This window comes from Streptomyces sp. JLBT605 (assembly GCF_058215555.1).
Map to the genome: position 1 here is coordinate 112,308 of NZ_JBYZMT010000001.1, position 24,795 is coordinate 137,102.

At 69.8% G+C, this 24,795-nt stretch carries 19 protein-coding genes and 1 pseudogene; 12 read left to right on the top strand and 8 right to left on the bottom strand.

Features of this window, described 5'->3' with window-relative positions:
* The first annotated feature begins 494 nt into the window (after positions 1-494).
* Positions 495-2,354: an acyl-CoA dehydrogenase family protein gene (locus tag AC4BDD_RS31915; protein ID WP_490692122.1), complete on the top strand. Its 1,860-nt coding sequence runs from the start codon at positions 495-497 to the stop codon at positions 2,352-2,354.
* Here the strand turns inward: AC4BDD_RS31915 and AC4BDD_RS31920 are convergent.
* The 4 genes from AC4BDD_RS31920 to AC4BDD_RS31935 form a co-directional block, all read right to left on the bottom strand.
* The gene (locus tag AC4BDD_RS31920) at positions 2,253-3,905 is read right to left on the bottom strand and encodes a hypothetical protein (RefSeq protein ID WP_490692123.1); all 1,653 of its coding nucleotides are present in this window, start codon (positions 3,903-3,905) and stop codon (positions 2,253-2,255) included. The genes AC4BDD_RS31915 and AC4BDD_RS31920 overlap by 102 nt on opposite strands.
* A 449-nt stretch (positions 3,906-4,354) precedes the next feature.
* Positions 4,355-4,828 carry a hypothetical protein gene (locus tag AC4BDD_RS31925; protein ID WP_490692124.1) on the bottom strand — a complete coding sequence of 158 codons (474 nt, stop codon included), beginning with the start codon at positions 4,826-4,828 and terminating at the stop codon, positions 4,355-4,357.
* A 381-nt stretch (positions 4,829-5,209) separates the two neighbouring features.
* Positions 5,210-5,710 carry a hypothetical protein gene (locus AC4BDD_RS31930; protein WP_490692125.1) on the bottom strand — a complete coding sequence of 167 codons (501 nt, stop codon included), beginning with the start codon at positions 5,708-5,710 and terminating at the stop codon, positions 5,210-5,212.
* Between the two features lie 418 nt (positions 5,711-6,128).
* Positions 6,129-7,013, bottom strand: coding sequence for a ParA family protein (locus AC4BDD_RS31935; protein WP_490692126.1), 885 nt, complete (start codon positions 7,011-7,013; stop codon positions 6,129-6,131).
* A gap of 472 nt (positions 7,014-7,485) precedes the next feature.
* On the opposite strand from AC4BDD_RS31935, the gene AC4BDD_RS31940 reads away from it, so the two are divergent.
* Entirely contained in the window at positions 7,486-8,958 is a 1,473-nt protein-coding gene (locus AC4BDD_RS31940) for a multicopper oxidase family protein (RefSeq protein ID WP_490692127.1), read from the top strand.
* Here AC4BDD_RS31940 and AC4BDD_RS31945 read toward each other — a convergent pair.
* Positions 8,955-12,401 carry an AfsR/SARP family transcriptional regulator gene (locus AC4BDD_RS31945; RefSeq protein WP_490692128.1) on the bottom strand — a complete coding sequence of 1,149 codons (3,447 nt, stop codon included), beginning with the start codon at positions 12,399-12,401 and terminating at the stop codon, positions 8,955-8,957. The two genes, AC4BDD_RS31940 and AC4BDD_RS31945, sit on opposite strands and share 4 nt — an antisense overlap.
* Before the next feature lie 206 nt (positions 12,402-12,607).
* On the opposite strand from AC4BDD_RS31945, the gene AC4BDD_RS31950 reads away from it, so the two are divergent.
* From AC4BDD_RS31950 to AC4BDD_RS31960, 3 genes are read left to right on the top strand one after another with little or no spacing between them, the layout of a single operon-like run.
* A complete protein-coding gene (locus AC4BDD_RS31950) occupies positions 12,608-13,315 on the top strand; it encodes an SDR family oxidoreductase (RefSeq protein ID WP_490692129.1) in 708 nt (235 codons plus the stop codon).
* Positions 13,316-13,318: 3 nt separating this feature from the next.
* Positions 13,319-14,098 (top strand): carboxymuconolactone decarboxylase family protein, encoded by a 780-nt coding sequence (locus AC4BDD_RS31955; RefSeq protein WP_490692130.1) that lies wholly within the window; start codon positions 13,319-13,321, stop codon positions 14,096-14,098.
* A gap of 29 nt (positions 14,099-14,127) precedes the next feature.
* Positions 14,128-14,583: a carboxymuconolactone decarboxylase family protein gene (locus tag AC4BDD_RS31960; RefSeq protein ID WP_490692131.1), complete on the top strand. Its 456-nt coding sequence runs from the start codon at positions 14,128-14,130 to the stop codon at positions 14,581-14,583.
* A 71-nt stretch (positions 14,584-14,654) separates the two neighbouring features.
* On the opposite strand, the gene AC4BDD_RS31965 is transcribed toward AC4BDD_RS31960, so the two are convergent.
* The gene (locus AC4BDD_RS31965) at positions 14,655-15,794 is read right to left on the bottom strand and encodes a ParB/RepB/Spo0J family partition protein (RefSeq protein WP_490692132.1); all 1,140 of its coding nucleotides are present in this window, start codon (positions 15,792-15,794) and stop codon (positions 14,655-14,657) included.
* Positions 15,791-17,032 (bottom strand): ParA family protein, encoded by a 1,242-nt coding sequence (locus tag AC4BDD_RS31970; RefSeq protein WP_490692133.1) that lies wholly within the window; start codon positions 17,030-17,032, stop codon positions 15,791-15,793. The genes AC4BDD_RS31965 and AC4BDD_RS31970 overlap by 4 nt, the downstream gene beginning before the upstream one ends.
* A 259-nt stretch (positions 17,033-17,291) precedes the next feature.
* Between AC4BDD_RS31970 and tap the strand changes: the two genes are divergently transcribed.
* From tap to AC4BDD_RS31990, 4 genes and pseudogenes are all read left to right on the top strand, one after another.
* Positions 17,292-19,589: a telomere-associated protein Tap gene (gene tap, locus AC4BDD_RS31975; protein ID WP_490692134.1), complete on the top strand. Its 2,298-nt coding sequence runs from the start codon at positions 17,292-17,294 to the stop codon at positions 19,587-19,589.
* Positions 19,590-19,598: 9 nt separating this feature from the next.
* On the top strand, positions 19,599-20,153 hold the full coding sequence (gene tpg / locus AC4BDD_RS31980) for a telomere-protecting terminal protein Tpg (RefSeq protein WP_490692135.1): 555 nt from the start codon (positions 19,599-19,601) through the stop codon (positions 20,151-20,153).
* Between the two features lie 62 nt (positions 20,154-20,215).
* A complete protein-coding gene (cutA, locus tag AC4BDD_RS31985) occupies positions 20,216-20,548 on the top strand; it encodes a divalent-cation tolerance protein CutA (RefSeq protein WP_490692136.1) in 333 nt (110 codons plus the stop codon).
* A 108-nt stretch (positions 20,549-20,656) separates the two neighbouring features.
* Positions 20,657-20,785: pseudogene (locus AC4BDD_RS31990) on the top strand (YdcF family protein); the annotation flags it as partial.
* A gap of 117 nt (positions 20,786-20,902) precedes the next feature.
* On the opposite strand, the gene AC4BDD_RS31995 reads toward AC4BDD_RS31990, so the two are convergent.
* On the bottom strand, positions 20,903-21,871 hold the full coding sequence (locus AC4BDD_RS31995) for a helix-turn-helix domain-containing protein (RefSeq protein ID WP_490692137.1): 969 nt from the start codon (positions 21,869-21,871) through the stop codon (positions 20,903-20,905).
* 374 nt (positions 21,872-22,245) lie between these two features.
* On the opposite strand from AC4BDD_RS31995, the gene AC4BDD_RS32000 reads away from it, so the two are divergent.
* The 3 genes from AC4BDD_RS32000 (at position 22,246) to AC4BDD_RS32010 (ending at position 24,628) form a co-directional block, all read left to right on the top strand.
* Entirely contained in the window at positions 22,246-22,410 is a 165-nt protein-coding gene (locus tag AC4BDD_RS32000) for a hypothetical protein (protein WP_490692138.1), read from the top strand.
* An 853-nt stretch (positions 22,411-23,263) separates the two neighbouring features.
* Positions 23,264-24,037, top strand: a complete 774-nt coding sequence (locus AC4BDD_RS32005) for a phosphotransferase (RefSeq protein WP_490692143.1) — start codon at positions 23,264-23,266, stop codon at positions 24,035-24,037.
* 108 nt (positions 24,038-24,145) lie between these two features.
* Complete coding sequence (locus AC4BDD_RS32010; RefSeq protein ID WP_490692139.1) at positions 24,146-24,628, top strand: nitroreductase family deazaflavin-dependent oxidoreductase; 483 nt, start codon at positions 24,146-24,148, stop codon at positions 24,626-24,628.
* The last annotated feature ends 167 nt before the right edge of the window (positions 24,629-24,795 follow it).

A 24,795-nucleotide genomic window follows, 5' to 3' on the forward strand; every position in this document is an offset into this window, starting at 1 on the left:
ACTCACCTCCGTACCGCCTCGCCTGCCAGGACATGACCCATCGGCTCTTCAAGGTCCTGGGTGGATCGCGAGGAGAAAAACAAAACCGTCCGGTACGTATCCTGCCAGCCGCCACTCCCCCCGTGTGCGCCGCCCCCCGATGTCCCGATACACGACGGCAGGCGCACGTCGACCCATCGGCCGAGTGCCACAATAAAACCAGGTGACCGGTTTTTCAAGGGCTTTGGGTCATGATCGTTTCTCGGCCGGCGGCTCATCACCGACACGATCGGCAGCTTCCTGCAGTCAGAGCCCGGAATACCCCATTCCTGTGCTGCACTTCCGGAACCATTAATTCGAGATGTGCAGTTTCCGACCTCGCTTGATAAAAAAACCGGTGGGTACGTATCTTTATGGCCTGAGCTTTCGCCCATTCGCTCAACGCCCATGTGGAGAGGGCTATGAACTCGTGCAAAGAGAATGCGCGTCACACGTCCGGGCAGGAAGAGAAGTCCTTGGCGACTCTCCCGGCCGATCTTCCTCAACTGATCACCGCCGCCGACGAACTGGCGGATCTGCTCTTCGACCGGGACGACCGGTCCCGCATCCACGACGGCTGGCGCACGCTCGTCGCCGGTGAGGAGTTCCGCCACGTCCCGTGGCTGTCCCCGGCCGAGTCCACGGCCCGCTCCTACGCCCGCCTCCGCCTGCTCAACGACACCGTCGACTCCGCCGAGGACTTGGCGGGAGACCCCCAGCGGCTGGCCAGCCTGCACGAGTGGACCGGGGTGGTGGACGGAGCCCTGGGCACCCTGGCCGGCATCCACTACAACCTCTTCCTCGGCAGCCTGCTGGACCACGACGCCGACGGCCGGCGGGACCTGTCCGACTTCACCGCCATGCGCCGCACCGGAACCTTCCTCTGCACCGAGCTGGACTACGGCAACGACGCCGCCGCCCTGCGCACCACCGCGGTGTACGACCGGGTCACCGGCGGCTTCGTCCTGCACACCCCGAGCCCCGGGGCGCAGAAGTTCATGCCCAACACCAGCGCCATCGGCGGGCCCAAGAGCGCCCTGGTCGCCGCCCGGCTGCTGATCGACGGTCAGGACCAGGGCGTGTACCTCTTCCTCACCCCGCTGAGCGACGAGACCGGCCACCTGCCCGGGATCACCGTGCGTCCCCTGCCGGTGCGCTCCGGAAGCGCCCCGGTCGACCACTGCCTCACCTCGTTCGACCATGTCTGGCTGCCCCGCGACGCCCTGTTGGAGTCCGAGCACGGACGCCTGGACCACCAGCAGACGCTCACCAGCAACGTCGGCAGTCGGCGCAAGCGTTTCCTGCGCTCGATAAGCCGCGTCACCGTGGGCAAGCTGTGCATGAGCGGCGCCTGTGTGGGCGTCTCCCGTGCGGCGCTGGCCATCGCGGTGCGCTACGCCCACGACCGCCGGATCAGCGGGCCCAAGGCCGGTGAGCGCGTGCCGCTGGTCGCCCACCGCAGCCATCACGGCAGGCTGCTGCACGGGCTCGCCACGGCCTACGCCATGACCTTCCTGCACCGGTCGGTGACCGCCCGCTTCGCTCACCACACCGACGAGGACCGGGCCGAGGTCGAGCGCCTGGTGGCCATCGCCAAGGGCTGGATCTCCTGGCAGACCCGGGAGATCACCATCGAGTGCCGGGAGCGGTGCGGGGCACAGGGGCTGTTCTCCGTCAACGCCCTGGCCGACTTCCCCCTCAACATCGAGGGCACCATCACCGCCGAGGGCGACAACCTGGTGATCTGGCTCAAGGCCGCCTCCGAGATGATCTTCGGCCACCAGGTGGACGAGGACAGCCCGCGGCCTTCCGGACTCTCCTCCGCCGACCAGGAGCTGGCCGACCCGCGCGTCCTGCGCACCCTGTTCGCCAGGGTCGAGGCCATCTGGCAGAGCCGGGCACGCGCCGACCTGCGCCAGGGCCCGCCGGGAGACCCGCTCGGCCGCTGGAACGCGGCCTCCCCCGCGGCCTTGGAGATGGTCTCCGCCCACGCCCGCCTGCAGGCCGCCGACGCCCTGCTCGCGGCCGTCGACCAGGCGGCCGACCCCATGGCGCGCACCCTCCTGGCGAACCTGTGCAGGCTCTTCCTGCTCCAGCAGCTCACCGAGCACAGCGGTGATCTGCTCGCCGAGGGCCACATCACCGCCGACCACGTTCGGGCGCTGCCGCACGCGCTCGAAGCGGTGGTCGCCGAACTCGCGCCGCACATGCTCACCCTTGTCGACGCCTTCGACCTACCACCGGAGTATCTGGCCGGGGTCCCCATCGCCGACGGCGCCTATGTCGATCGTGCCCTCGACAACTCCTCCGGCAGGTCTTCCTTCCGCTACCTCTGATTCCCAGCGCGCTCTTACGGACTCCCCAGCCTGCTCCGGCAGCCACGCACGCCCCTGACCGGGCTGCGAGGCTGCCGGGGCCGGTTCCTCCTCCGGCGTCTGGTCCTGCTCCGCCTGCTCCCACAGTTCCTGTTCCAGCCCGGCTTGTTCCCGCAGCGCCTGCCGCACGGTACGCCGTTCGCCGGCGAGCTCCTCGCACACCACACAGCGCGCCCCGGTGGACCACAGCACGCCCGACTCGCACTCCCACAGCCCGCAGCCCCAGCGCGGCAGCCCCACGCCCAGCAGCCAGCGGCCGGGATCGCGGATGTCGCCGACCTCGCTCCGCGCGAGCCGCACGGTGAGCCGGTGCCGCAACCGCTGCTCGGACATCCCCTCCCCCAGCTGCCGACCGACCTCCCGGGCGATCTTCCGCTGGACGTAGACGTTGCTGACGCGGGCCAGCAGCCAGTGCACCGGCTCCAGAACCCCGTAGATCCGCGGGCTGAGCGACAGCGGCGGCCCACCGTACGGCGGTCTGCCCCCCTGCCCCGTCCCACCGCTGTGTCTGCTCCGGGGTGGTGAGACGGATCTGCCTGCCTCCGCGCGTAGCGCGAGACGCGGCGGCTCTGCCGAACGCCGCTCTGTCGAGCGGGGCGCATTCGCCTCTTCGCGCGCCCCACTTACGGTCATTTCGCCTACGGCGGGTAGGAAAAACCCGGCGTCGTCATCATGTCGGTCAATCTTTAGGTCTTCCTTGTACACGAGCGATCCGTCATCAACCTGCGAACCCGATCCGTCACTAACACACGGACTCAACTGCCCGCTGCAAACCGGAGGTTGGGGCTCCGCCGACGACTCAACCGGCTCCATCGGCCGAACCGACTCCATCGGAGCCTCGGGCGCCTCCGGTTCAGCCCGTTCCGCCGCTCCCCCGGCTTCGGCGTCGGCGCCCGGCTCACCGGCCCCCTGCGCGGGCCCGGTCGGCGGCGCCTCGTCCGGCATCCGCTCCTCCGCCGCCGAGGGCGGGATGTCGTAGACGGTGAACAGATGCCGACCCCGCTCCCCGGCCCGGCGGTCGACCGCGATCCACCCCTTGGCCTCCAGGGCGTCGACGACCTCACCGGCCGCCCACACCGACAGCGACTGCCCGGCGCGCTCCCCACTGTGGATCCGCAGATGGCCCGCCAGCTCCGCCTCGGTGATCGGGATCCGCTGCGCGACCGCGTAGGCCAGCACCGCGTACGCCCGCAGCTGACGAGGAGTCAGCGCCTCGCAGGCCGCCACCGGCAGCCACACGAACCGCTCCCCCGCCGTCATGGGCCGCACGCTGCGCACCGCGGTCGCCCCGGTGCCGCCCGGCAGTGACCTGCGGGTGCTCAGCAGCTCCACCACGCCTGCGGAGTCGGGGCGGCTGAGCTGCGCCTGGCCTCGTTCGACGGAGGACTTGCTCACGCCCAGGAACGAGGCGATGGTCCGCACCCCCGCGGTGCAGTGCTGCGGGCGCATGGCGAGCGCTTTGATCTTCATATAGACGCTGAGCGCCACATCCGCGTAGTCCGCCGACGCCACCAGCCGCCAGGGCACCTTCACCCGTTGTCGGCGCAAGGGTGGCGATCCGCCGTGGCTCACAGCGTCCTGAACGGTCCGCCCAGCGGACGGTCCAGATCGTTTTTGACGGCTTTTGCGAGGTGTGGGTGACGATGTGATGTCATTTTGAGGCAGCGCGAATTCAACAGGCGCGACGGCAGCTATGATGACCCCCAATTGCAATGACCCATGGTGGGTCCGGTAGCGCCAGCCAAGACGACAACCGGATCCATGGATTGGGTGATGGGTGGAAGGAAGCGGAGGCACCGCGCGACTCATGCGCCTGGGGAGGCAGAAGGTGAGCGCGAGATGGCTTCGGTCAGTCGGTGACGGCTGTTACTCCTTTCACGCGGCGGTCGCCGTAACGGCGCCGTCGGCTTGTGGAACGGCCCGGGGTGCGCACTCCGGGCCGTCCCTTCTTTCCTGAAGGATCATGCGGCGGCTGACTTCGAGGTCGGTCCACGGCGCCGGCGGCGGGGCAACTTCGCTATGGCCAGCGGCAGCTCGGCCGTCCACTTCCCGACCGGAATGCGGAAGGCGACCCGGCCGTCCAGATGCTCGAGGTCGAAGGCGGCACGCTCCGCGGGAGTGGTGACCAGACGCACCGAGTCCTCCAGCACCCACAGCGCGGTGTCGGGAGTGGTCCGAGGATCGGAGACCGCCTGCCGGGCCGCCTCGACGGCCGTCGACTGCCACAGCTCCAGGTCCTGGCGGGCGCTGCGGGGGCGCCGGATGCCCGGCCACACGATCTGGGAGACGAAGGCGTAGACGCGCAGCGCCACCACCGAATCCTCGAAGTGGGGCTCGTGCAGGATGCCTTGGTCCCGGGCCCGCCAGGCCCACGACTCGCTCAGGCCGGCGGCCGTGGCCACGGCACTCGCGCTGAGCGGCTCGGTCAACAACATTGGCTACCTCGCCTCCTCTCCCCGGCCCTTCCCCGGTCCCTGCCTGGTTCGGCGCGCACAACAACGGAGCGAATCACAATGCAGCACCCCTGTCGTCACTAGACAGCGATCGCATGGTCTCCCGACTTGCGATTTCCAGTATGCCTGAACTCGGAGGTCGACAAGGGAATTCCCTTAAGCCGAATGTTCGAATTTCAATCTCGCGTCAGATTGTTTGTCGGGCGGTAAAGCGGCTGCCGGGGTAGACCGAACGTCCGCGCGACAGCTCGCAACAGCGCAACGCGCATCGCAACTTCCATCGCAACAACTCGCAGGTCAGAGCGTGGCTGTGGCCTCCACGCGGACGCGGAGGCCACAGCGGTCAGGATATCTGAAATGCAGTCAGGTCATCTCGGGGTCGCGCGGGAAAACTCGTGGCGGCCCCGCCTGACGCCGTCGGCGTTCGGGACGCAGCAATGCACCTTCACTCTGAAGAGTGAAGAGGAAACGTTCCAGTGCGGCGGATACGACGTAGAGCCCTTTCCGCCCGTAGTCGGCTTCCTGCAACGCCCGATTGAGCTGGGTCATCACCGCGTAAACCTGCTCCCCCACCCGGTAGGTCGACTGCCTGCCCGGCTCGACGCAGCCCATCCGCTCATCGAGGAATTCCTGCGCCATGGCGATCTGCTCGTCGACGCTCTGAGGAAGGTGGCGCAGCGCCGCGTCCACGTAGTGGCCCTGGCTCAGGCCGGTGATGCCCGACGTCCGGCGGTCGGCGTAGAGCCGGTCCTTCAGCGCCGCCAGCACCTCCGGATCGATCCGGAAGCCGTGGCTGCGCCACTTTCCGGAGTGGATGCGCGCCGAGGCGAAGCTCTCGTGCACCGCCGTGTGAGCCCAGCGCACCGGCTCCCCGTCCTCCCTCACCTGCCCGCTGGAAGCCGGCCGGGGTCGAGCGGGCGGTGCGAGCGGAGCAGGCGAGGCGGGTCGAGCCCGCGCGGCAGGGACGGCAGGAGCGGTAGGGGCGGCAGGAGTTGCAGGAGCGGTGGGCGCGGCAGGAGCTGCAGGGGCGGTGGGCGCCGCGGCCCCCGGCTCCGCGCCGCCCGGTCCCCCGCTGCCCGCACCCGGTGCGGACTGCCCCGGTGCGGACGAGCCCGGCACAACCGGCGGGGCGGTCCCGGCCCTGCCGAGGAAGGAACGCTCCGCGACCGCCTCCGCACCCTCGATCAGCCCCTGCACCAGTGCCGCGCCGGCGACTTTGAAGTGACGGGGTGCCTTCTTCCGGGGCTTCTCGCGCGACTGCCGCCCAGCGGGCTCCTCGCCGCTACTCACCGGCCGTCTCCGATTCGATCAGCCCCGGGATCTCCCACTTCTCGGCCGGCTGCCGCATCCGCTCCAGGACCTGCTTCATCAGCTTCGCGTACAGCTTGCCGGGCACCAGGTTCGCGTACCGGATGGCCGCCGGCACTCCGTAGGCGAAGGAGTCGGAGATCCGGTTGTCGACCCGGATGTCGGTCACGAACGGCTGGAGATCCGCGTTGAGCATGCCGTTGCGGATGTTGACCTCCTGGGACTTCCACTTCGACGGCGGATTCGACCGGTTGAGGACGACCCCCAGATACTGCGGATCGCACTCGCCGTTGGTCCGGGTCTTGACGTACCGCACGGTGCCGCGCGTGGCGGCCGCGCCCTTGAGCGCGGGGTACTCCGGGGTGCACACCGTCACCACGTAGTCGGCGGCGGCCAGTGCGGTGGCCGTCAGCGAGGAGACGGCCGGCGCGGTGTCGATGACCGCGAAGTCGAAGTGCTCGGAGGCCTCCAGCAGGATCCTCCGCAGCACCGGCGTGGACTGATACCCCTTCATGTGGATCAGATCCTGGGCCCCCGACATGGTCGACTCCTCGCAGGCCAGCAGGTGCAGCGTGCCCGCGTCCTCCCATTCGGCCAGCAGCTCGCTGCGGTCGTACCAGATGCGCGCCAGATCCGTCCGGATCCCCCGCAGCCGGGTCTGCAGCGCCCAGCCAAGCGAGCGGGCCAGCTGGTGCTGACCGGCGAGGTTCACCCCCAGCGCGGTGCCGGCCTGGGCCTGGGGGTCGAGGTCGACCACGAGCACCCGCGCGCCGGACAGCGCCAGGCCCGCACCGAGATTGACGGTGGTGCTGGTCTTACCGACTCCCCCCTTCTGGGTTGCGACGGCGATGACCTTCATCGCGACTTCCGCCTCTCTTAGCTGTGGTGGCCGTGTGCATGTCTGAGCTGCTCGCCGCGTGACACCAGGGATGTATGGCACCTGATCAGCAGGTCCCCTGAGAACACGGCCCGTTTTGTAGGGCTACGTGTCCCAGGTCCCCTCCACCCCGTTCAGCATCCGGTCTAGCGACACCGGAGATTTGCGCCCGACCATAACAGGACGGACCACCCCCGGCGGCCGGACGCGCCAAAGTCCCCTGGTACGCACCATCTTCCCGCAAGAACGCGGAGTCGGCGTGATCACTGCACACATGACTGTGCTCATCCGCGCGCCTCAGACATCAGCCATCCATGCGCTCATCGGTATACCCGCAGCTCGGGGCCGCTTGCACCGCCATACCCGAGTACCGCTCAAGCGCGTCCTGTTGCACTCACCGCGCGCGCCCGCACAACACCGCGCGTCCGCGCAACCCGCACTGAGGAGGATTGCCATGGTCACCCGACGCACCGTGCTCGGCGCCGCCATCGTCACCACCGGCACGGCCGCGTTCACCGGAGCCGCGCTCACCCCCGTGCTGGCCGCACGCGGTGGCGGGCAGGCGAAAGACGGCCCCAAGCCCGCCCCCGCGGCGGCGATCACGGTGGAGAAGTTCCGTCTCGCCATGCCGGTGCCCCCGGTGCTCAAGCCCATCTGTACGCGCAACGGCGTGGACACCTACGCCATGACCACGCGGCGCGTCACCAAGGAGATCATCCCCGGGAGGCAGACCGAACTCCTCACCTTCAACGGCCACTTCCCCGGGCCCACCATCAAGGCCCGCTCCGGCCGCCCCGTCGTCGTACGCCAGACCAACGGCCTGGACGCGCCCACCGCGGTCCACCTGCACGGTGCCGCGGTGACCCCGGAGAACGACGGCGACCCGATGGACACCTTCGCCCCCGGCACCACCCGCGTCTACACCTATCCCAACAAGCAGACGCACGCCTCGCTCTGGTACCACGACCACGCCCACCACATGGAGTCCGAGCACGTCTACCGCGGCCTGTCCGGCTCCTACCTGCTCACCGACGACACCGAGCAGAGCCTGCCGCTGCCGTCCGGCGCGTACGACATCCCGATAGCGATACGCGACGCCCGCTTCGACGACGCCGGCCAGCTCGTGTACGTCATGGGCGACGCGCTCGGCCGCACCACCATCCTCGCCAACGGCAAGGCATACCCCTACTTCCAGGTCGCCGCCCGCAAGTACCGCTTCCGGCTGCTGAACGCCTCCAACCTGCGCCCCTTCAAACTGCGCCTGGCCGACGGCGGCGAGATGATCCAGATCGGCACCGACGGCGGCCTGCTGCCCGCCCCGCTCACCTGCACCTCGGTCTTCCTCTCCGCCGGTGAACGCGCCGATGTCGTCATCGACTTCTCCCGCTACCCGGTCGGCACCCAGATCGTGCTGGAGAACACCTCGCCTCCCGGACCGGCCGACCAGATCGGCCAGGTGCTCCGCTTCGACGTCGTACGCACCGAGACCGACGACAGCGAGGTCCCCTCCGTCCTGCGCACCCTGCCGCCGCTGCCCACGCCCACCGTGGAGCGCACCGTGGAGCTGCGCATGGACGAGACCGGCTCCCCGGACGACAAGGGGTACATCAACGGCAAGGTGTACGACGAGAACCGCATCGACACCTTCGTCCGCCACGGCGCCAGCGAGATCTGGACCATCACCAACCCGAACAAGCGCGCCCCGCACAACTTCCATATGCACCTGGTGCAGTTCCGGGTGGTGGAGCGCAACGGCAAGCCACCGCTGCCCTCCGAGACGGGCCTGAAGGACACGGTGAACCTCAACCCCGGTGAGACCGTCAAGGTCCAGGTGACCTTCGACACCTACACCGGCACGTACGTCTACCACTGCCATCTGCTGGACCACTCCGCGATGGGGATGATGGCCCAGTACAAGATCAGCTAACGGGCGAGGAGGGGAGGGGCCGGGGCGGCCCGCAGCACGCGGGCCGCCCCGGCCTCACACGCACCCGGCCACCCGGCCGGCTCGTCCGGCTCCACCGGCGAGTCCAGCTCCACCAGGAACGCGCGGATCTCCTCGGCCTCGCGCACACCGGTCCCCGGATAGAGCGTCAGGGCCTCCCCGGCGTGATGGCGGGCCGGGGAGGTGCGGCCCAGATCGCGATGGGCGCGGGCCAGACCGGTGTGGGCGCGGGCCGCCTCCGGCCGGAAGCCCACCTCACAGGCGAGAGCGAGCGCGGCCCCGTGGTGCTCCAGGGCCCGGCCCGGATCACCCATCGCCCGGGCGGTATCGCCCAGGCCGTTGAGTATTTCGGCGTGATGGCCCCGGTTGCCGAGTTCGCCGTGCAGCTCGGCCGCCCGCCGGAAGTGGTGATGGGCCTGGGGCAGACGGCCCTGCCGCCGGAAGACCACGCCGAGATTGCCCAGCGCCACCGCCTCGCCGCCGGCGTTCCCCAGCTCCCGGTAGAGCGCCAGGGCCTGACGGTGGTGAGCATGGGCCTGCTCCAGGCGCCCGAGCCGCTCGTGGACGGTGCCCACACCGGCCAGCGCCGCGGCCTCGCCGAGCCGGTCCCCGATCCCCCGGAACAGCTCCAGGGCCAGCCCGAAGTGGGCGTGAGCCTGATCGTCCTCCCGCCGCCGCAGACACACGAAGCCCAGAGCATGGAGCGCCCGCGCCTGGCCCAGCCGGTCGCCGCTGCCCCGGCACAGCTCCAGGGCGCGCCGCGCGTGCTCCGCCGCCTGATCGTCCCGCCCCTGCCGCCAGTACAGCCAGCCCAGATCGGTCAGCACCCGCCCCTCGGCAGGGGTGTCCCCCAGGCGGCGGCTGGCCCGCAGCGCCTGGGCGTACAGCGCCAGCGCGTCGGCGTGGTGGGCGCGGTCGTACAGGTAGCGGTGGAGCACCGTCGCCAGCCGGGTGGTGTGCGCGGGCCACTCCTGGTCGGCGGTGTAGCTGCCCACGGCGATGAGGTTGGCGCGCTCGGCGTCCAGCCAGCCGGTCGCCTCCCCCGAACCGCCGAAGGACACCAGTGGCGTCTTCGGCCGGGGGACGCGCGGCCGGCGCTCCTTCCCGTCGGGAAAGAGGACGTCGATGGCGGTCAGCGCGGTGTAGAGGTAGTGGTCGAACAGCCGGGTCAGCGCGGCGCGCCGGGCGTCGGCGGTCTCCACCGCGCAGGCGGTCGCGCGGGCGTGCTCGCGCAGCAGATCGTGGAAGGTGTAGCGGCCCGGCTCGTGCTGCACCAGCACATGCGCGTCCAGGAGGTCTTCCAGCAGCATCTCCGCCTTCTCCAGCGGGACGCCGGCCAGCGCGGCGGTCGCGCAGCTGTCGAAGTCGCGCCCCGGGTGCAGGCCCAGCAGCCGGAAGATGCGCTGCTGATCGGGGGCCAGCTGCTGGTACGACAGGCCGAAGGCGGCCGCCACCCCCCGCTCGGAGGTGGACAGCTCGGTCAGCCTGCGGCGCTGGTCGCGCAGCCGGTCGGCCAGATAGGCGACGGTCCACTGCGGGCGGTGGTGCAGCCTCGCCGCGGCGATACGGACCGCCAGCGGCAGGAAGCCGCACAGATGCAGCACATCGAGGACCGCCAGCGGCTCGGCGTCCGCCCGCTCCCCCACGATCCGGGTGAACAGCTCGATGGCGTCCGTGGCCGGCAGGAGATCCAGGGACAGGGCATGGGCGCCGTCCAGCCCGGTCAGCCTCCGCCGGCTGGTGATCAGGACCAGGCTGCGGGTGGCGCCGGGCAGCAGCGGCCGCACATGGTCGGTGCCGGCGGCGTTGTCCAGCACCGCGAGCACCCGTCGGCCGGACAGCTCGGCCCGCCAGAGCGCGGCCCGGTCCACGTCGGAGGCCGGGATGCGCTCGGCGGGCACACCCAGCTGCCGCAGCAGGATCTCCAGCGCGGCACCCGCCTCGACGGGCGCCTGACCCACCGTGTGCGCCTGGAGGTCGACGAACAGCTGCCCGTCGGGGAACCGCTCGGCGAGCCGGTGCCCGGCGTGGATGGCGAGCGTCGTCTTGCCGATCCCCGCCATGCCGTCGATCGCCGAGACGGTGACCTGCCCCCCGCCGCCGGACCGCTCGGGCAGGAGCCGGTCGAGCTCGACGGCTCGCCCGGCGAAGTCGGGGGTGTCGTACGGCAGGAAGTTCGCCCGCCGGGGCTGCCGGTCCGGCGGCGTACGCCCGGCACCGCCACCCGGCCCGTGCCCGAGGCCGCCACCCTGCCCGGCGCCCGCCCCGGAGCCGCCTTGCCCGGCGCCGTGCCCGACGCCCGGTCCGCCACCCTGCTCGGCGCCCGGGCTGCTCGGCGAGCCGCCGACGACCTCGCCGTCACCGGCAGGTTGCCGGCCTGCAGGCCGCGCGGGAAGTCCGCCGGGTTCCGGGCCGGACGGCGTCCTGGCACCTATCACGCCGTGATAGTTCTCCGAGCCCCCCGGATCTATCACGCCGTGATCCGTCTCCGGGCCCGCCGGATGTATCACGCCGTGATAGGTCTCCGGGTCCCCTGGATCTATCACGCCGTGATAGTTGGCCCGGCCCTCTGGACCTATCACGCCGTGATAGGCCACCCGGCTCCCTCGAGCTATCACGCCGTGATAGCTCGCCGAGCCCCCTGTACCTATCACGCCGTGATAGCCCGACCCCGGCTCCAGATCGAGCTGCGGATCGTCGCGGAGGATCGCCCGCTCCAGGGTGACGAAGGCCCGGCCCGGCTCCAGCCCCTGCTGCTCGCCGAGCGTGGCCCGGAAATTCCGCGCGACGGACAGCGCGTCGGTCTGCCGCCCCGCGCGGTGCAAGGCGAGCATCAGATGCCCCGACAGCCGCTCCCGCAGAGGATGCGCCGAGACCTGTGCGGCCAGCTCGTCGATCAGAGCGTCGTGCCGGCCCAGGGACAGCTCCAGCTCGGCCAGCTGCTCAAAGGCCGTCAGCCGCCGCTCGTCCAGTCGCGCCCGCGCATCCGGTACGTAGTCGACGTGCACATCGGCGAACGGCTGCCCCCGCCACAGCTCCAGCGCGGCCCGGATCTGCCGGGCAGCCCCCGCGGGGTCGGCGTCGGCCTGTCCCCGGGCCGCCGCGACCCTGCCGGTGAACTCCTCCAGATCCAGCTGCCCGGGCCGGGGAAGGATCACATATCCGGCCGCCCGCGTCTCCAGCAACTGCGCCGCCTGCGCCTGGCGCAGCACCCGGCGGATCGCCGTCACCGCGGCGTGAATCTGGGCCCGCGCGGTGTCCGGCGGAGTCAGGCCCCACATCGCGTCGATGAGACGGTCCGCGCTGAGCACGGTCCCGGCGTGCAGGAGCAGGTAGCCGAGCACCGCCCGGTGCCGTGGTGCCGCCCCGGGCACCCGCCGGCCGTCTGCCGACACCTCCACCGGGCCCAGGATTGCGAAACGCACACCCAATGTCGTCTCCCGAAGTCGCTGCACGGAGAGCCGGAAGCGCATGACCGGCTGTCCATCGCGAACGAATCGCGAATGTATCAACGCCGCCCCGCAGGCTGGCAACAGCTCCCGGGCCCGAGCCGATCGGGACTGGAGCGAACAGAGAGCGTCTCTCCAGCCGTCTCAGGAATCGGCACAGCACCGGAAGCGAGGACCCCCACATGACCATTGCTCTGATCACCGGCGGGAACAAGGGAATCGGCTTCGAGACCGCGAAGCAGCTCGCGGAGCGCGGCATCACCGCCATCATCGGCGCGCGCGACGAGGAGCGCGGCCAGGCCGCCGCCAAGGAAATCGGCCAGCCCTTCGTCCGGATCGACGTCACCGACGCCGCCAGCGTGCAGGCCGCCGCGGAGTGGATCGAGAAGGAGTACGGCGCCCTGGACATCCTGGTGAACAACGCCGGGATCACGGTCTCCTTGGAGGAGGGCAAGCCCAGCGCCACCACCCTGGAGACCATCCGGCGGGTCTACGAGACGAACGTCTTCGGCGTGGTCACGGTGACCAACGCCATGCTCCCCCTGCTGCGCAAGTCCAAGGCGGGCCGGATCGTCAACGTCTCCAGCCAGATGGGCTCGATCAACGACGCCCTGGTCCAGGACCACCCGATCTGGCCCATCAACAACCTGCCGTACAACTCCTCCAAGACCGCGCTCAACATGGTCACCGTGGCCTACGCCAAGGAGCTGTGGGACACCACGATCAAGGTCAACGCCACCGACCCCGGCTGGTGCGCCACCGACATCACCAACCACACCGGCTACCGCACGGCCCAGCAGGGCGCGGAGATGTCCGTGCAGCTGGCGACGCTGGACGCCGACGGCCCGACCGGCACCTTCGTCAACCACGACGGAATCCTCGCCTGGTGAGGTGTGGAGCCCGCCGCCGTCCCCTTCGCCGAAGGGGATCCGGAACCTCTCTCCAGGAGAGACGGCGCAGATCCGGAAAGTGAGACTCCGAGCCGGTCGGGACTCCCCCTGATCCAGCCGGAGACCGCCACCGGAGAGGCCGCCGAGCTGCTCGCGCGGACGCAGCGGGCCCTGGGCATCACGCCCAACCTGGCCAAGGCGATGGCGAACAGCCCGGCGGCCCTGAAGGGATTCCTGGACCTGTTCACCGCCCTGCGGGGCGGCAGTCTCCCGGCCCCGATGCGCGAGTGCATCGCGCTGCTGGTGGCTCAGGAGAACGGTTCCGACTACCTCCTGTCCCAGCACACCTACATCGGCACCAAGGTGCTCGGGCTGACCGAGGCGGAAGCCGCCGGCGCCCGCCGGGGCCGGTCGGACGACCCCCGCACGGCGGCGGCCCTCGCCCTCGCTCTCGCCCTGGTCCGCTATCACGGCGTGATAACCGATGAGGAGTTGGCCGCCGCCCGCCACGGCGGACTGTCCGACGGACAGATCGCCGAGGTCGTCGCGCACGTCGCCCTGAGCGTTTTCACCAACTACCTCGCCCAGGCGGCCCGGGTCGCCATCGACTGGCCGCTGGTCCGCCACGACGATCGGCCACTCCCCCGCCACGACCACCCGGGCGACGGGCGCGAGTCGGACGAACCCGGTCGGGGGCAGGCTCCGGATGCCGCCCCAGCGGTCACATCCGTTCGATCAGAACCGTCAGATAGGTGCCACCCCAACCGGCTGAGCCGGCCCTAGCCACCCGAAGACCCCGAGGGAAAGCCATCATGGAAGCACGCATGCAGAACCCGGCCGCCGTCCTCCCGGATGCCTGGCAGGCCATAGGCGGCCTGATGAAGGCGACGAGGAAGGGCGGGGTTCCGGACCTCACGCTCGAACTGGTCCACCTGCGGGCGAGCCAGATCAACGGTTGCAGCGCCTGCGTCGACGCGGCATCCCGCTCCGCCAAGAAGGCCGGTGCGACTGACGAGCAGGTCTTCACGGTCGCCGCCTGGCGCGAGGCCCCTTACTTCAGCGACGCCGAGCGCGCCGCCCTGGCGCTGGCCGAGGGCGCCACCCGGCTCGCCGACCGGACCGACCCGGTGCCGGACGAGGTCTGGGACGAGGTCGCCAAGCACTACGACGAGCAGGGACGCGCCGCCCTGATCCTCCAGATCGGCGTCGCCAACCTCTTCAACCGCCTCAACGCCACCACCCGGCAGCCGGCGGGCCAGTCCTGGTGAGACCCCGGGCGGCGCGGTCACCCCAAAGGGCCCGGTGACCGCGCCGCCCGGATATCAGCCACACCGAGACGTCAGGCGAGGGGCGCGCCCGGCTCGGCGACCGGCCGGTTGCGCGCCAGCAGCAGCCGCTGGAACAGCCGCTCCCGCTGCTCGTCGCTCATCTTCATCAGCACCAGATCCGCGACCTGATTCCCGTCGTGCCACGGCATCTTCATCTGCGGCTTGGGCGCCGGCACCTCGCCCTGCGGCTGTCCCGCCTGCTCCAGCCGCTGACCGGGAAGCTCCTCAACCCCCGCACGACCGCCTGCCGCCACCGGGCTATCACGCCGTGATAGGTCACCAGCCGTCTCCCCGGACCTATCACGCCGTGATAGCCCGTCCGCGCCCTCGGACTTATCACGCCGTGATAGCTCGCCCGCATCCTGAGACCTATCACGCCGTGATAGCTCATCCACGCCCTCCGAGCTATCACGCCGTGATAGCTCGCGCGCTGCCGAGCGCCTGCGCTCCCCGGCCGCCGCCCGCGCATCCGCCTCCCGGTGCTGCTCCTCCGCCGAGAGCTTGGCCAGGTTGCGGACGTGCTCGACCTTCCGGCGCCCCTCGACGAGATCGGCCTGCAACCGCGGATCGAGGTCGAGGATGGACAGCTTCGACGAGATGGTCGACTGCGCGATCCCCAGCCGCTTCGCCGCCTTGCTCTGCGAGCCGTAGAAGTTCACCAGCGTCCGGAGGGCCTGGGCCTGCTCCAGCGGATTCATGTCGTCGCGGTGCACATTGGCGACGAACGCCGCCTCCAGCAGCGATTCGTCCGTGGACACCAGCGCGTTGTCGACGCTCACCCGGATCGTCCGGACACCGGCCAGCCGCGCGGCCTCCAGCCTGCGGTGCCCGTCCACCACGATGTACCGGGCGCTCTCCTCGACATCCTCCGCACGGTCCGGCCGCTCCCGCAGATACGCGTCGACGGAGGCAACGGTGATGGCGTTGACGAGCCCGATCTCCCGGATGCTGTCGGCCAGACCCTCCAGGTCCCGCAGTTCCTCCCGGGGGTTGTCCGGGTTCTGGCCGATCTGGTCGACGGGAAGCTCGGTCGGCTCCGGCACGCCCACGGTGGGCGCGATGGTGGCCGCGCCGATCGCCGCGCGCCGCGCGCTGACGGTCCGGGCCTGACCGAACGACGCGCCGGGCCCCAGGTCTTTGGCTTTGCTCACTTGCTGATCTCCCGGGCCAGGGCGCGCAGGGCCACCGACTGGTCGCACCGAGGGGCGTAGGCGAGCAGCGGCCGCTTCACCCGGACCGCTTCCTTCTGCTCCTTCAGATCCCCGATGACGCCGACGACTCGCGGATCCTTTATGTCCATCCAGGACTGCAGGGACGAGGTGGCGATGTAGCCACGGCGGGCGTCGTAGTGGTTCACCACGATGCCGAGGTAGTCGATGTCCAGGGCGAGGTCGCTGCGCATGTCCTCGATCTGCGTGGTGAGCAGCTCGTACGCGTCCGCGCTGCTGTCCTCGGCCTGGACGATGATCAGCACTCCGGAGTTGCCGGGCACCTCCTCCGGGCGGCGCCGGCCGTAGTACGCGGCGGCGTCCATGCTGAGGCCCAGGCTCGGCGGGCAGTCGATCAGGATCACGTCGTAATCGGACTCGACCGGGGCAAGGGCCCGCTCCAGCGCGGCCTCCCGCGCCCGGACGCTGGCCAGGCGCACGTCCAGGAGGAACGCGTCGGTGCAGGCGGGCAGCAGGTGGAGCCGGTCGCCGAACCGCTCGTCGTCTATGGCGACGATGAGGTCCCGCAGCTCCCCCTTGGCGTCGCCCGCCATGTGGTTGGTGAGGGAGTCGCTGCCCATCGGGAGCGGGTCGTGTCCGAGTTGCTTGGTCAGGTGTCCCTGCGGGTCGAAGTCGATGAGCAGGACACGCTGCCCGAGGCCCGGCAGGTCCTCCAACGTCAGGGGGTCGTCGTCCTCGTCCTCGAGCAGCGCGGCGAAGTGCTTGGACACCCGTACCGGCACCAGGGCGGCCGGGTCCTCGGCCAGCGCCTCACCAGTGCCTGCCGTCACGGCGGTCTTCCCGACCCCGCCCTTCTGATTGCAGACCACGATCCGGCGGACGATCGTCGGCCGCCGCACCGCGGGGGCCGGGTTGCTGTCCAACCACAACTGCACCGACTGCGCCAGACCTTGGATGAGCGAGACGCCGCGGTTCTTGCAGTCGGCGCGGAAGCCGGCCCAGAGAGGAGCCGGGAGGAACGTGGAGAACGATTCGGCACCGGAGGTGTCGACGGGCGAGAGGTTCGAGCCGAGGCCACGCCACGCGGTGATGGCCTGCCCGACCGCTTCCTGGATCTCGATGCCGTGCTGGGCGGCCCGGATCTTCAGTTCCTGGCGGAGCCAGGAAGGCAGCTTGGAGACGACCTTCTCGCGGTCGCCCTGTGATGTTGGTGAAGCCATGACGGCACTCTACTAACACCCGTGATCAAACATGGCCCCGACACGTTACCTAACTCCACTTCTTCATCACCGGCAAAGCCCCAACTCGGGCATAACATCCCCGCCGTGACCTGTCACGGCGTGATAACCCACCCCACTCCCCCGCCCATCGGGCTATCGCCGGACCCCTATCCATGCGCAATCAACGTGAAAACGAGGAGCAATCCACAGGCGGTCTTCTGTGTAGGATCTGCGGTGGAAAGTGGTGGAGGTGGTCCTTGTGCCCAACGATGAAGAGACGTTGTTCAGCGCGGTCGACGCACTGCTTGAGCAGGTCGCCCAGGATCCCCTGCCGCCGCCTGCCGAGCGCAAGCGACTCCGGGAAGCGGCCGGGCTGAGCCAGGACCAGATCGCGAGGGCCCTGCAGACCCGCCGCGAGTCGGTCGGGAACTGGGAGGCCGGTCGCAGCGAGCCGCGGCCGCCGAAGCGCGCCGCCTACGCCCGGCTTCTCGAAGGCCTGGCCACCCGCTTCCCCGCCACCACCCCCGAGCCGCCCGCGGACAGCACAGCGGCCGAGGTGCTCGTCAGCCCCGCCGCCCCCGCCACCCCCGCCACCCCCGCCACCCCCGCCACGCCCGAGGTGCCCGCCACGCCCGAGGTGCCGGAAGCGCGAACTCCGTCCACCGACCGAGTCGCGCCCACGACGACACCGGAGAACACCACCACCCGTCCCGCACCCTCTCCCCCATCCACCACATCCGCTCCGCCAACCCCCACCAGCCCGTCGTCGAGGTCACGCCGCCCGGCCGCGAAGCCGGCGACGGCGACGGGGACGGCGACGGGGACGGCGACGGGGACGGGGACGTCCAAGCCATCCCCGCCCCCGGCCACCGACCCGCGCTTCGCCCACGGCCCGCTCGCCGTCATCGACGTGGCCGACGGACACGTGTCCGCGTACTGCGTCGGCGGCCTGATCCTCGACGTCCCGGCCAAGTCCCTGCCGGCGCTGATCGAGTGGACGCTGTCCGAGGCCCAGCTCGGCGCACCGCGCCTGAACCGCAACGGCAAGGACGCCGATCCGGTCCTGGTCCTCACCGACGCCGCCGCGACGCGGTACGGCCTGCCGGACCGGCTCAGTGATCAGGAGCGCCGCGCCGGCCGCCTGGCCGAAGGCCACAAGGTCCTCACACAGCTGGCCAAGGCCGACTGGCAGCTCACCCGGCGCGGATTCGGGCCGTGGGCGAGGATCTACCGCCCGGCGCAGGGCTCGCAGCGCTCCTGCGTCCAGCTGTGCGTTCTGGGCTGGGACGCGCTCGACGCCCGCTCCTGGGGCGATGCGGCGCAGCTGCCGCCCGCGAACCTCGCCCGTCTGCTGGGCACCTACGCCACCCGCGTGATGACCCCGCGCGGCTCCACGGCCGTCAACGGCTTGGAGCTGATGACCGCGCTGCACCCGCCGACCCGCGCGAGCGAGCCGGATGAGACCGGCCGCCGGCACAGCGAGTACAACCCGGGCTCGCTCGGCAGCCACCCCGTGGAGTGCGCGCCGTGCGAGGCGCCGGACGGGCACCCGCTCCTCGCCGACCTGCCCCGGTTCCACCAGCGGACCCCGGAAGAGGTCCTGGTGGAGGAGGCGTACGACTGGGCCCGGCCGCTCACCGACGACGAATGCCTCCAGCGGTACGTGGTGGGCATCGACGTGAACATGGCCTTCGCCGCGGCCGCCAACGGCACGCTGGTCGGCCTCGGCGCCCCGGTACGCGTCAAGGCACCCGCCTTCGACGCGAAGCTGCCCGGCAGCTGGCTGGTGGACCTCTCCCACATCGAGCTGGACGAGCGCCTGCCCTCGCCGTTCACGCCCACCGGCGTCCGGCCGTCCGGCCCTGCCTGGTACGCCACACCGACCGTGGCCTACGCGGTGGAGCTCGGCTATCCCGTCGCGCCGCTCGAGGCATACCTCCGGTACGAAAACGGCCGCTACCTGGACGCCTGGTACGGACAGCTGCGCGACGCGTACATCGAGACAATGGCCGACCTGGGAGTCGCCGCCGACATGTCGCCGCAGGAATTCCTGGAGGCCATGGCCGGCCACAAGCGGACCGACCCGGAGATGGCGATCGTCCTCGCGGCGATCAAGGCCACCGTGAAGGGGGGCATCGGCAAGCTCCGCGAGCGCCCGCGCGGGGGCGGCTGGCGGCCCGGCCAGCCGTGGCCGGCGCTCCAGCGCCCGACCTGGCGGCCGGACATCCGCGCGGCCGTCATCTCCAAGGCCAGGACCAACATGCACCGCAAGATGCTCAAGCTCGCCCAGGCCACGGGCCAGTTCCCCGTCGCGGTCCTCTCCGACTGCGCCGTCTACGCCTCCCCTGGGCCGAGCCCGCTGGACTTCCTGCCGTACCGGGACGGCAAGCCGCTGCCGGGCGGCTTCCGGCTCGGCGTGAGCCCGGGCATGGTCAAGCACGAGGGCACCCAGACCACCCTGTGGGCCGAGGGCGTCCGCGAGGAGCACGGGCACGAGCTCAACATCGCCCGGTACATCAAGGACGGCCGGATCGACGCCCAGGACAACGGGGAGTAGGAGTAGCCCATGGGCATGATCGACGACAGCCTCGAAGAGGCGGTGCAAAAGGCGTTCACCCGCCCGATCCCCAAGTCCGCCGGCGCGCAGATGCGGTTCCTGGTCAAGCAGTACAAAGGCACCCGCCCGGTCGCCGAGCTGCTCGGAATCTCCCAGCGCACCGTCGAGCGATACGTGAAAGACCAGATCAGAAAGCCCCACAAAGACCTCGCCGCGCGCATAGAGCGCGAGGTGAAGAAGCGCTGGCAGCCGAGGGTCCGGGCGCGGGTGAAGCGGGTGGCGTCCACCACCGGCGGAATCGTCATCGACACCCACGCCCGCTTCGGCTACACCGCAGCCCCCGGCACCACCGACGACGCCCGCCTGCGCCACCTCACCCAGGCCCTGCCACCCCACTACGCCGCCCGCCTCTTCGAGGCCCAGGATCAGGGCGCCACCGAGCAGCAACTACGCGACATCGCCGCCGAAGGCCTCCAGGAGATCTACTTCAAAGACCGCGGCCGCCGCGCCGCCGGCCTCCTGGTGGCGTTCACCGACATCGACTACATCGACTTCGACCTGTAGTCCTTGCGGTGCGCTTTTGATGTCCGGCACAAGCGCGCGGTGCCGGGGATAGGGTCGCTGGCATGGCTGACTATTGGCAGGTGTCGACAGCAACGGAGACGCGAGAGCAAGCGGTAGCACTGGCCCGGTCGGCGGTCACGGGCCGACTGGCGGCCGGAGCACAGATCGTTGGTCCGGTCGTTTCCGTCTTCTGGCACGAGGGCGAATTCGGAACTGGGGAGGAGTGGCAACTCCTTCTGAAGACCCGAGTAGACCGGTACACCGAGCTGGAGTCACGTCTCCTGAAGGATCACCCGTGGAAGAACCCGGAGGTGTCGGCCGTGCCCATCGTGGCTGGTTCGGAGGCGTACCTCCGTTGGGTGAGTACGACTGTAGGCCCGCCAGAGTCCGAGTGAAGGCGCAGCGCTCAGGCTCGGGCCTTCTCAAGAACTTCGGGGACGGCTGGGACAGATCGGTACTCTCTGAGCCGGTCCAGGACGGGGGCAAGCCGTTGGCGGGGCCGAGACCTTCAGCAGGTGATCGAGTATCCGAAGCTCGGGTTCGCCATCGAGCAGGACGTCCCGGAGGACGTGCGTGCCGCTTACGAATCCCTCATCCGCGACGGCTTCACCAGCCGACTCCTCACCTCATGACCTGCTGCCCCGGGCGGTCGGTGTGCCATCCACCAGCCCAACCTCAGTAGCTCGCCGATGCCGCCAAAGTCGCCTGGTGAGGACGGCCGGGATGGAGAGCGCAGCCGCTTTCGACCCTTACCGTGCTGCGATGGCTTTCTCCAGTGCGCTGCGGTGCTCTCCTGTCCATACGGCGCCTTGCAGCTCCTGTGGCAGGCCCGCCAGGCCGGCCGAGAGGTGATCGGCGGCTTCGTCGTGGCGTTCCAGTGCCAGGGTGCACAGGCCCATGTTCAGCCGGTTGAACTCTGGCGTCAGCCAGTAGGCCGTCTCGGGCGGTGGCATGGTTGCGGCGACGTCGGCCAGTCGCTCGGCATCGTCCATCATTCGCAGGGCGCGGTTGGTCTCTCCCATGGAGGCTAGTCCGGCTGCCGCTTGGAGCGTGTCGCCGAGGCGTTGAGCGGGGTGCGCGCCTGGCGTGTGGGCGGCAGCTGAGTACCAGCGGGCTACACCCTGCTGGCGTCCCTGCTGACGCGCGAGGTATCCCCGGAAGTTCAGCGCCTGGGCAGCGAGCGTGCCGTCTTCGATCTCGTCGGCCAGTTCCAGTGCCTGCGTCAGCAGTGACACGGCTTCGGTGTCTCGACGGACCTGGGCGAGCATCCACCCGCCGAACTGAGCGAACTCCGATGCCACGGCGGTCAGCGCGTCCCGATGCTGTCCCCGAGCGCCCTTGAGCATGTGCGTGACCTCGCGTACCTGCGCAAGAGTCGCGGGGATGACCGACTTGGGATCCACGGCATCATCCAAGCGTCGGTATGCGGCCAGGACACCGGCAAGGGCATCAACCGTTCCGGCGTCCACTCGGGATGGCTGCTCGGCGCTTCGGGTGACTCGGGCTTGCTCGTCAACGTCGAGCAGGACCCCAGACAGTGCTCCACCGGCCTGGACGAGGTCGTCAAGGGCGTCCGCGAGTTTGCGGGAAGGGCGCTGTTTTCCGTTCAGCACGCGGGAGAGGTAGGCCAGGTCGTAGTTGATCGCCTTGGCGGCGGCTCGCATCGAGTAGCCGCTGTCCCGTAGCGCCCGAGAGGCAAGGTCGGCGAAGTCCTTCACGGTGACTCCAGGGGGTTGACCGGGGCTTCCAGAGTAATCAATGGCCGGTCAACTCCCCAGTGACCACTGATGACCTCAACGATTGCCCCGGAAGAAAGACCCCCGCGACCGTGGGACCGGTCCGGGGGCGTGGCCACCAGCTAATGGGAGCTGATGACGTGGTTGACCTTATCCGGTGTGCACTCGATTGGGTGAGTGCCGTTTTATTTCGCCGTTCACGGGGGCGGCATCGACCGGGGTTGGCGCTGCCCGCTCCGCGTGCGGCTCTCCCGCGACCTGTGGCGTCACTGGAAGCGCCTCCGGCTGCTGAGCGGTGCCCCGTGCCCGTCGGCGGGGGTGTGGACGTGCCGACGCTCGTACGACCTATGGTCCCGATGCTGCCGATTGACGGGGGTGCGCCCGCGTTGGTCCGGCCGTACGTGGTCGCGTATGAGCGGGAGCAGCAGCAGTTGCGGCAGGGCCGTCGGGTGCTGTGGCTCGCGGGTCACGCTCTCGATGTCGGGCCGGGCGTCATCCGCAGTGCGGGGGTGGCGCGGTGAGCGGCGGTGGGCTGTCGGCGCAGTGTGGGACAGCGCTGCGGCTCGGGGGGTTGGTGGAGGCGCACCGCATGTGCCGTGCGGACGCGTGCGGGTGTTCGTGTCATCGGCGGCGCGCGGTGAGTCTGGGCCTGCTGATCGGCGGCCCGGTGTCCCTGACGGTGGACTCGTCGGTTGTTCCATCTTCGTGCACGCTCCTGGAGGTGTCCTCGCCGGCGTGGGCGGTGGACAGGATGCGGGAGGCGGGGTTCGAGCCGTTGGAGCCGTACCCGGGCAAGGTGTTGGGCACCTGGTTGGTGCGGTGTCTGGAGTGCCGCGCCGAGCGTCGGCCAACGCTGGCGTCGGTGCGGCGCGGCTATCGGTGCAAGCACAGGGGGCGGAGCGCACGGCCGGGTCGGATCCCATCGGCTGCGTCCGACCGCAGGAGTCTCCGGCTCGGAGACGAGGCGACGAAATGACGTTGCGTCAGAGAACGGAGTTCGCGGAGGACGGTTCTCGGATGACTATGCGCGTCTACCGAGCCACGCGAGACGGCATCGTGACTGAGGACAGGGGCACGGTGCAGGTCATGGCGGGGGAGAACACTGACCCCTACGGACTGAGCATGGTGTTCCCGCCGTGTCTGTGTCCGCGCTGCCGTGATCAGAATGCCCCGGAGCGGGTTTGAGTAGGACGGCGCTGGGACAGTCCCCGTGCCGGTGAGGAAGAGGAGGTGTCTAGGTGTCTGATTGCGATCACGACTGGGTGGGGTGGAGTGGTAAGACTCGCTGCCGTAAGTGTGGCGCGACTGAGTAGAGGCTCGCTCCGGAGGGCCGGGGGTCACTTCCCCGGCCAGTCCGAAGGAGAGAGGTTGGAAGTGCGTACCGGTTGGTCGAGTCTTTCCTCGGTGGTCAGGGGCGCTGTCGAGTCACGCACGGGTCAGGTGTCCGTGGCGGAGCCGGTCGAAGGGGGGCTGACCTGTTCGGTCGCGCTGTCTCTGCGCACTGCCGACGACGTGCTGTTCCTGAAGGGCGTGGATGTGGCTGACGAGGACGGCCGCCGGGCCCAGCTCTGGGAAGTCGTGGTGAATCCGTTGGTTGTGGGTGTCGGGCCGAGGCTTCGTTGGCACGTAGAGATCGAGGGGTGGTTCTTTCTGGCGTTCGATCACATTGATGGGCGGCATGCACGGCTGGGGCCGGGGTCGCGTGATCATGGGGCGGTGGCGGATCTGCATCGGCGGATGGAGAGGCTGTCTCGGCCCGATGCAGCCGTCCCTTCGTTGCGTGATCGGCTGAGTGCCTTCCTGCCCTCGTGGAAGGCTGCTCTGCTGGACGGTGATCATCTGCTGCATACGGACACCAACCCGCACAACCTCATGATCGGTCCGGGTGGTGCTTACCTGGTGGACTGGGCTATGCCTGCTCGCGGGCCGGCGTGGGTGGATCCGGCGTATACCGCGGTTCGACTCATGGAGGACGGCACTTCGGTGGTGGAGGCTCGCCGATGGCTTGATCAGTTCCCGTGCTGGCGTCAGGCTGACCCGGAAGCCGTCCGGGCCTTCGTCGAGGGTACGTGCGCCCAGTGGGAGCGGGTGGTGGGATCGCATGGCGCCCGTTCCAGCAATGCCCGCTTCCGTGCTCTGGTGAGGTGACTGCGCATCACCCAATGTCGGCAGAGCGGGAACGGTGGTCTCCTCTTCGTGTGAGGCTTGTGTTGGACTGTCCCGGCTTAATCCGTACGCGACGATGGGGTGTATGTGATGGCTGTTGAGGGTGAGTACGAGCCGAGTCCGGCACGGTGGGTGCGTGAACAGGTCGAGCTGTATGAGAGTTCGGGTGGCACGCAGGGCACAACGCTCTGGGACACGGGCCTGCCGGTCGTCATTGTCACGATGCGCGGTGCGAGGAGTGGCAGGGTCCGCAAGGTTCCGCTGATGCGTGTGGAGCATGAGGGGCGGTACGCGGCGGTGGCGTCGAAGGGCGGTTTCCCGCGTCACCCGGTCTGGTACTTCAATCTCAAGGCCGACCCGCGGGTGGATCTGCAAGACGGTCCTAGACGCCAGGGCATGATGGCGCGTGAGGTCAGCGGGGAGGAGAAGGCCCAGTGGTGGCAGCGTGCGGTCGCTGCGTATCCGCCGTACGCCGAGTACCAGGAGAAGACTGACCGGGTGATCCCGGTCTTCGTCCTCGAGCCCGAGCATCTGGTCGGGTCGGCGAAGGCTGCGGTGCTGACGAGGAACTGAGTTTCGGGCGGCGACGTCATCGGCCGGCCCGGGTTCATCGCCAGGGCGCCTCAGTCCGAGTAGCTATCCTGGATAGGTTTTGATGCAAAGCTCTCGGCTCGAAAGACGGGGACCAGGAGCGCAACATCCTCGGCCAGCGCGATCAACCCGGCATCACAACCCCCTCG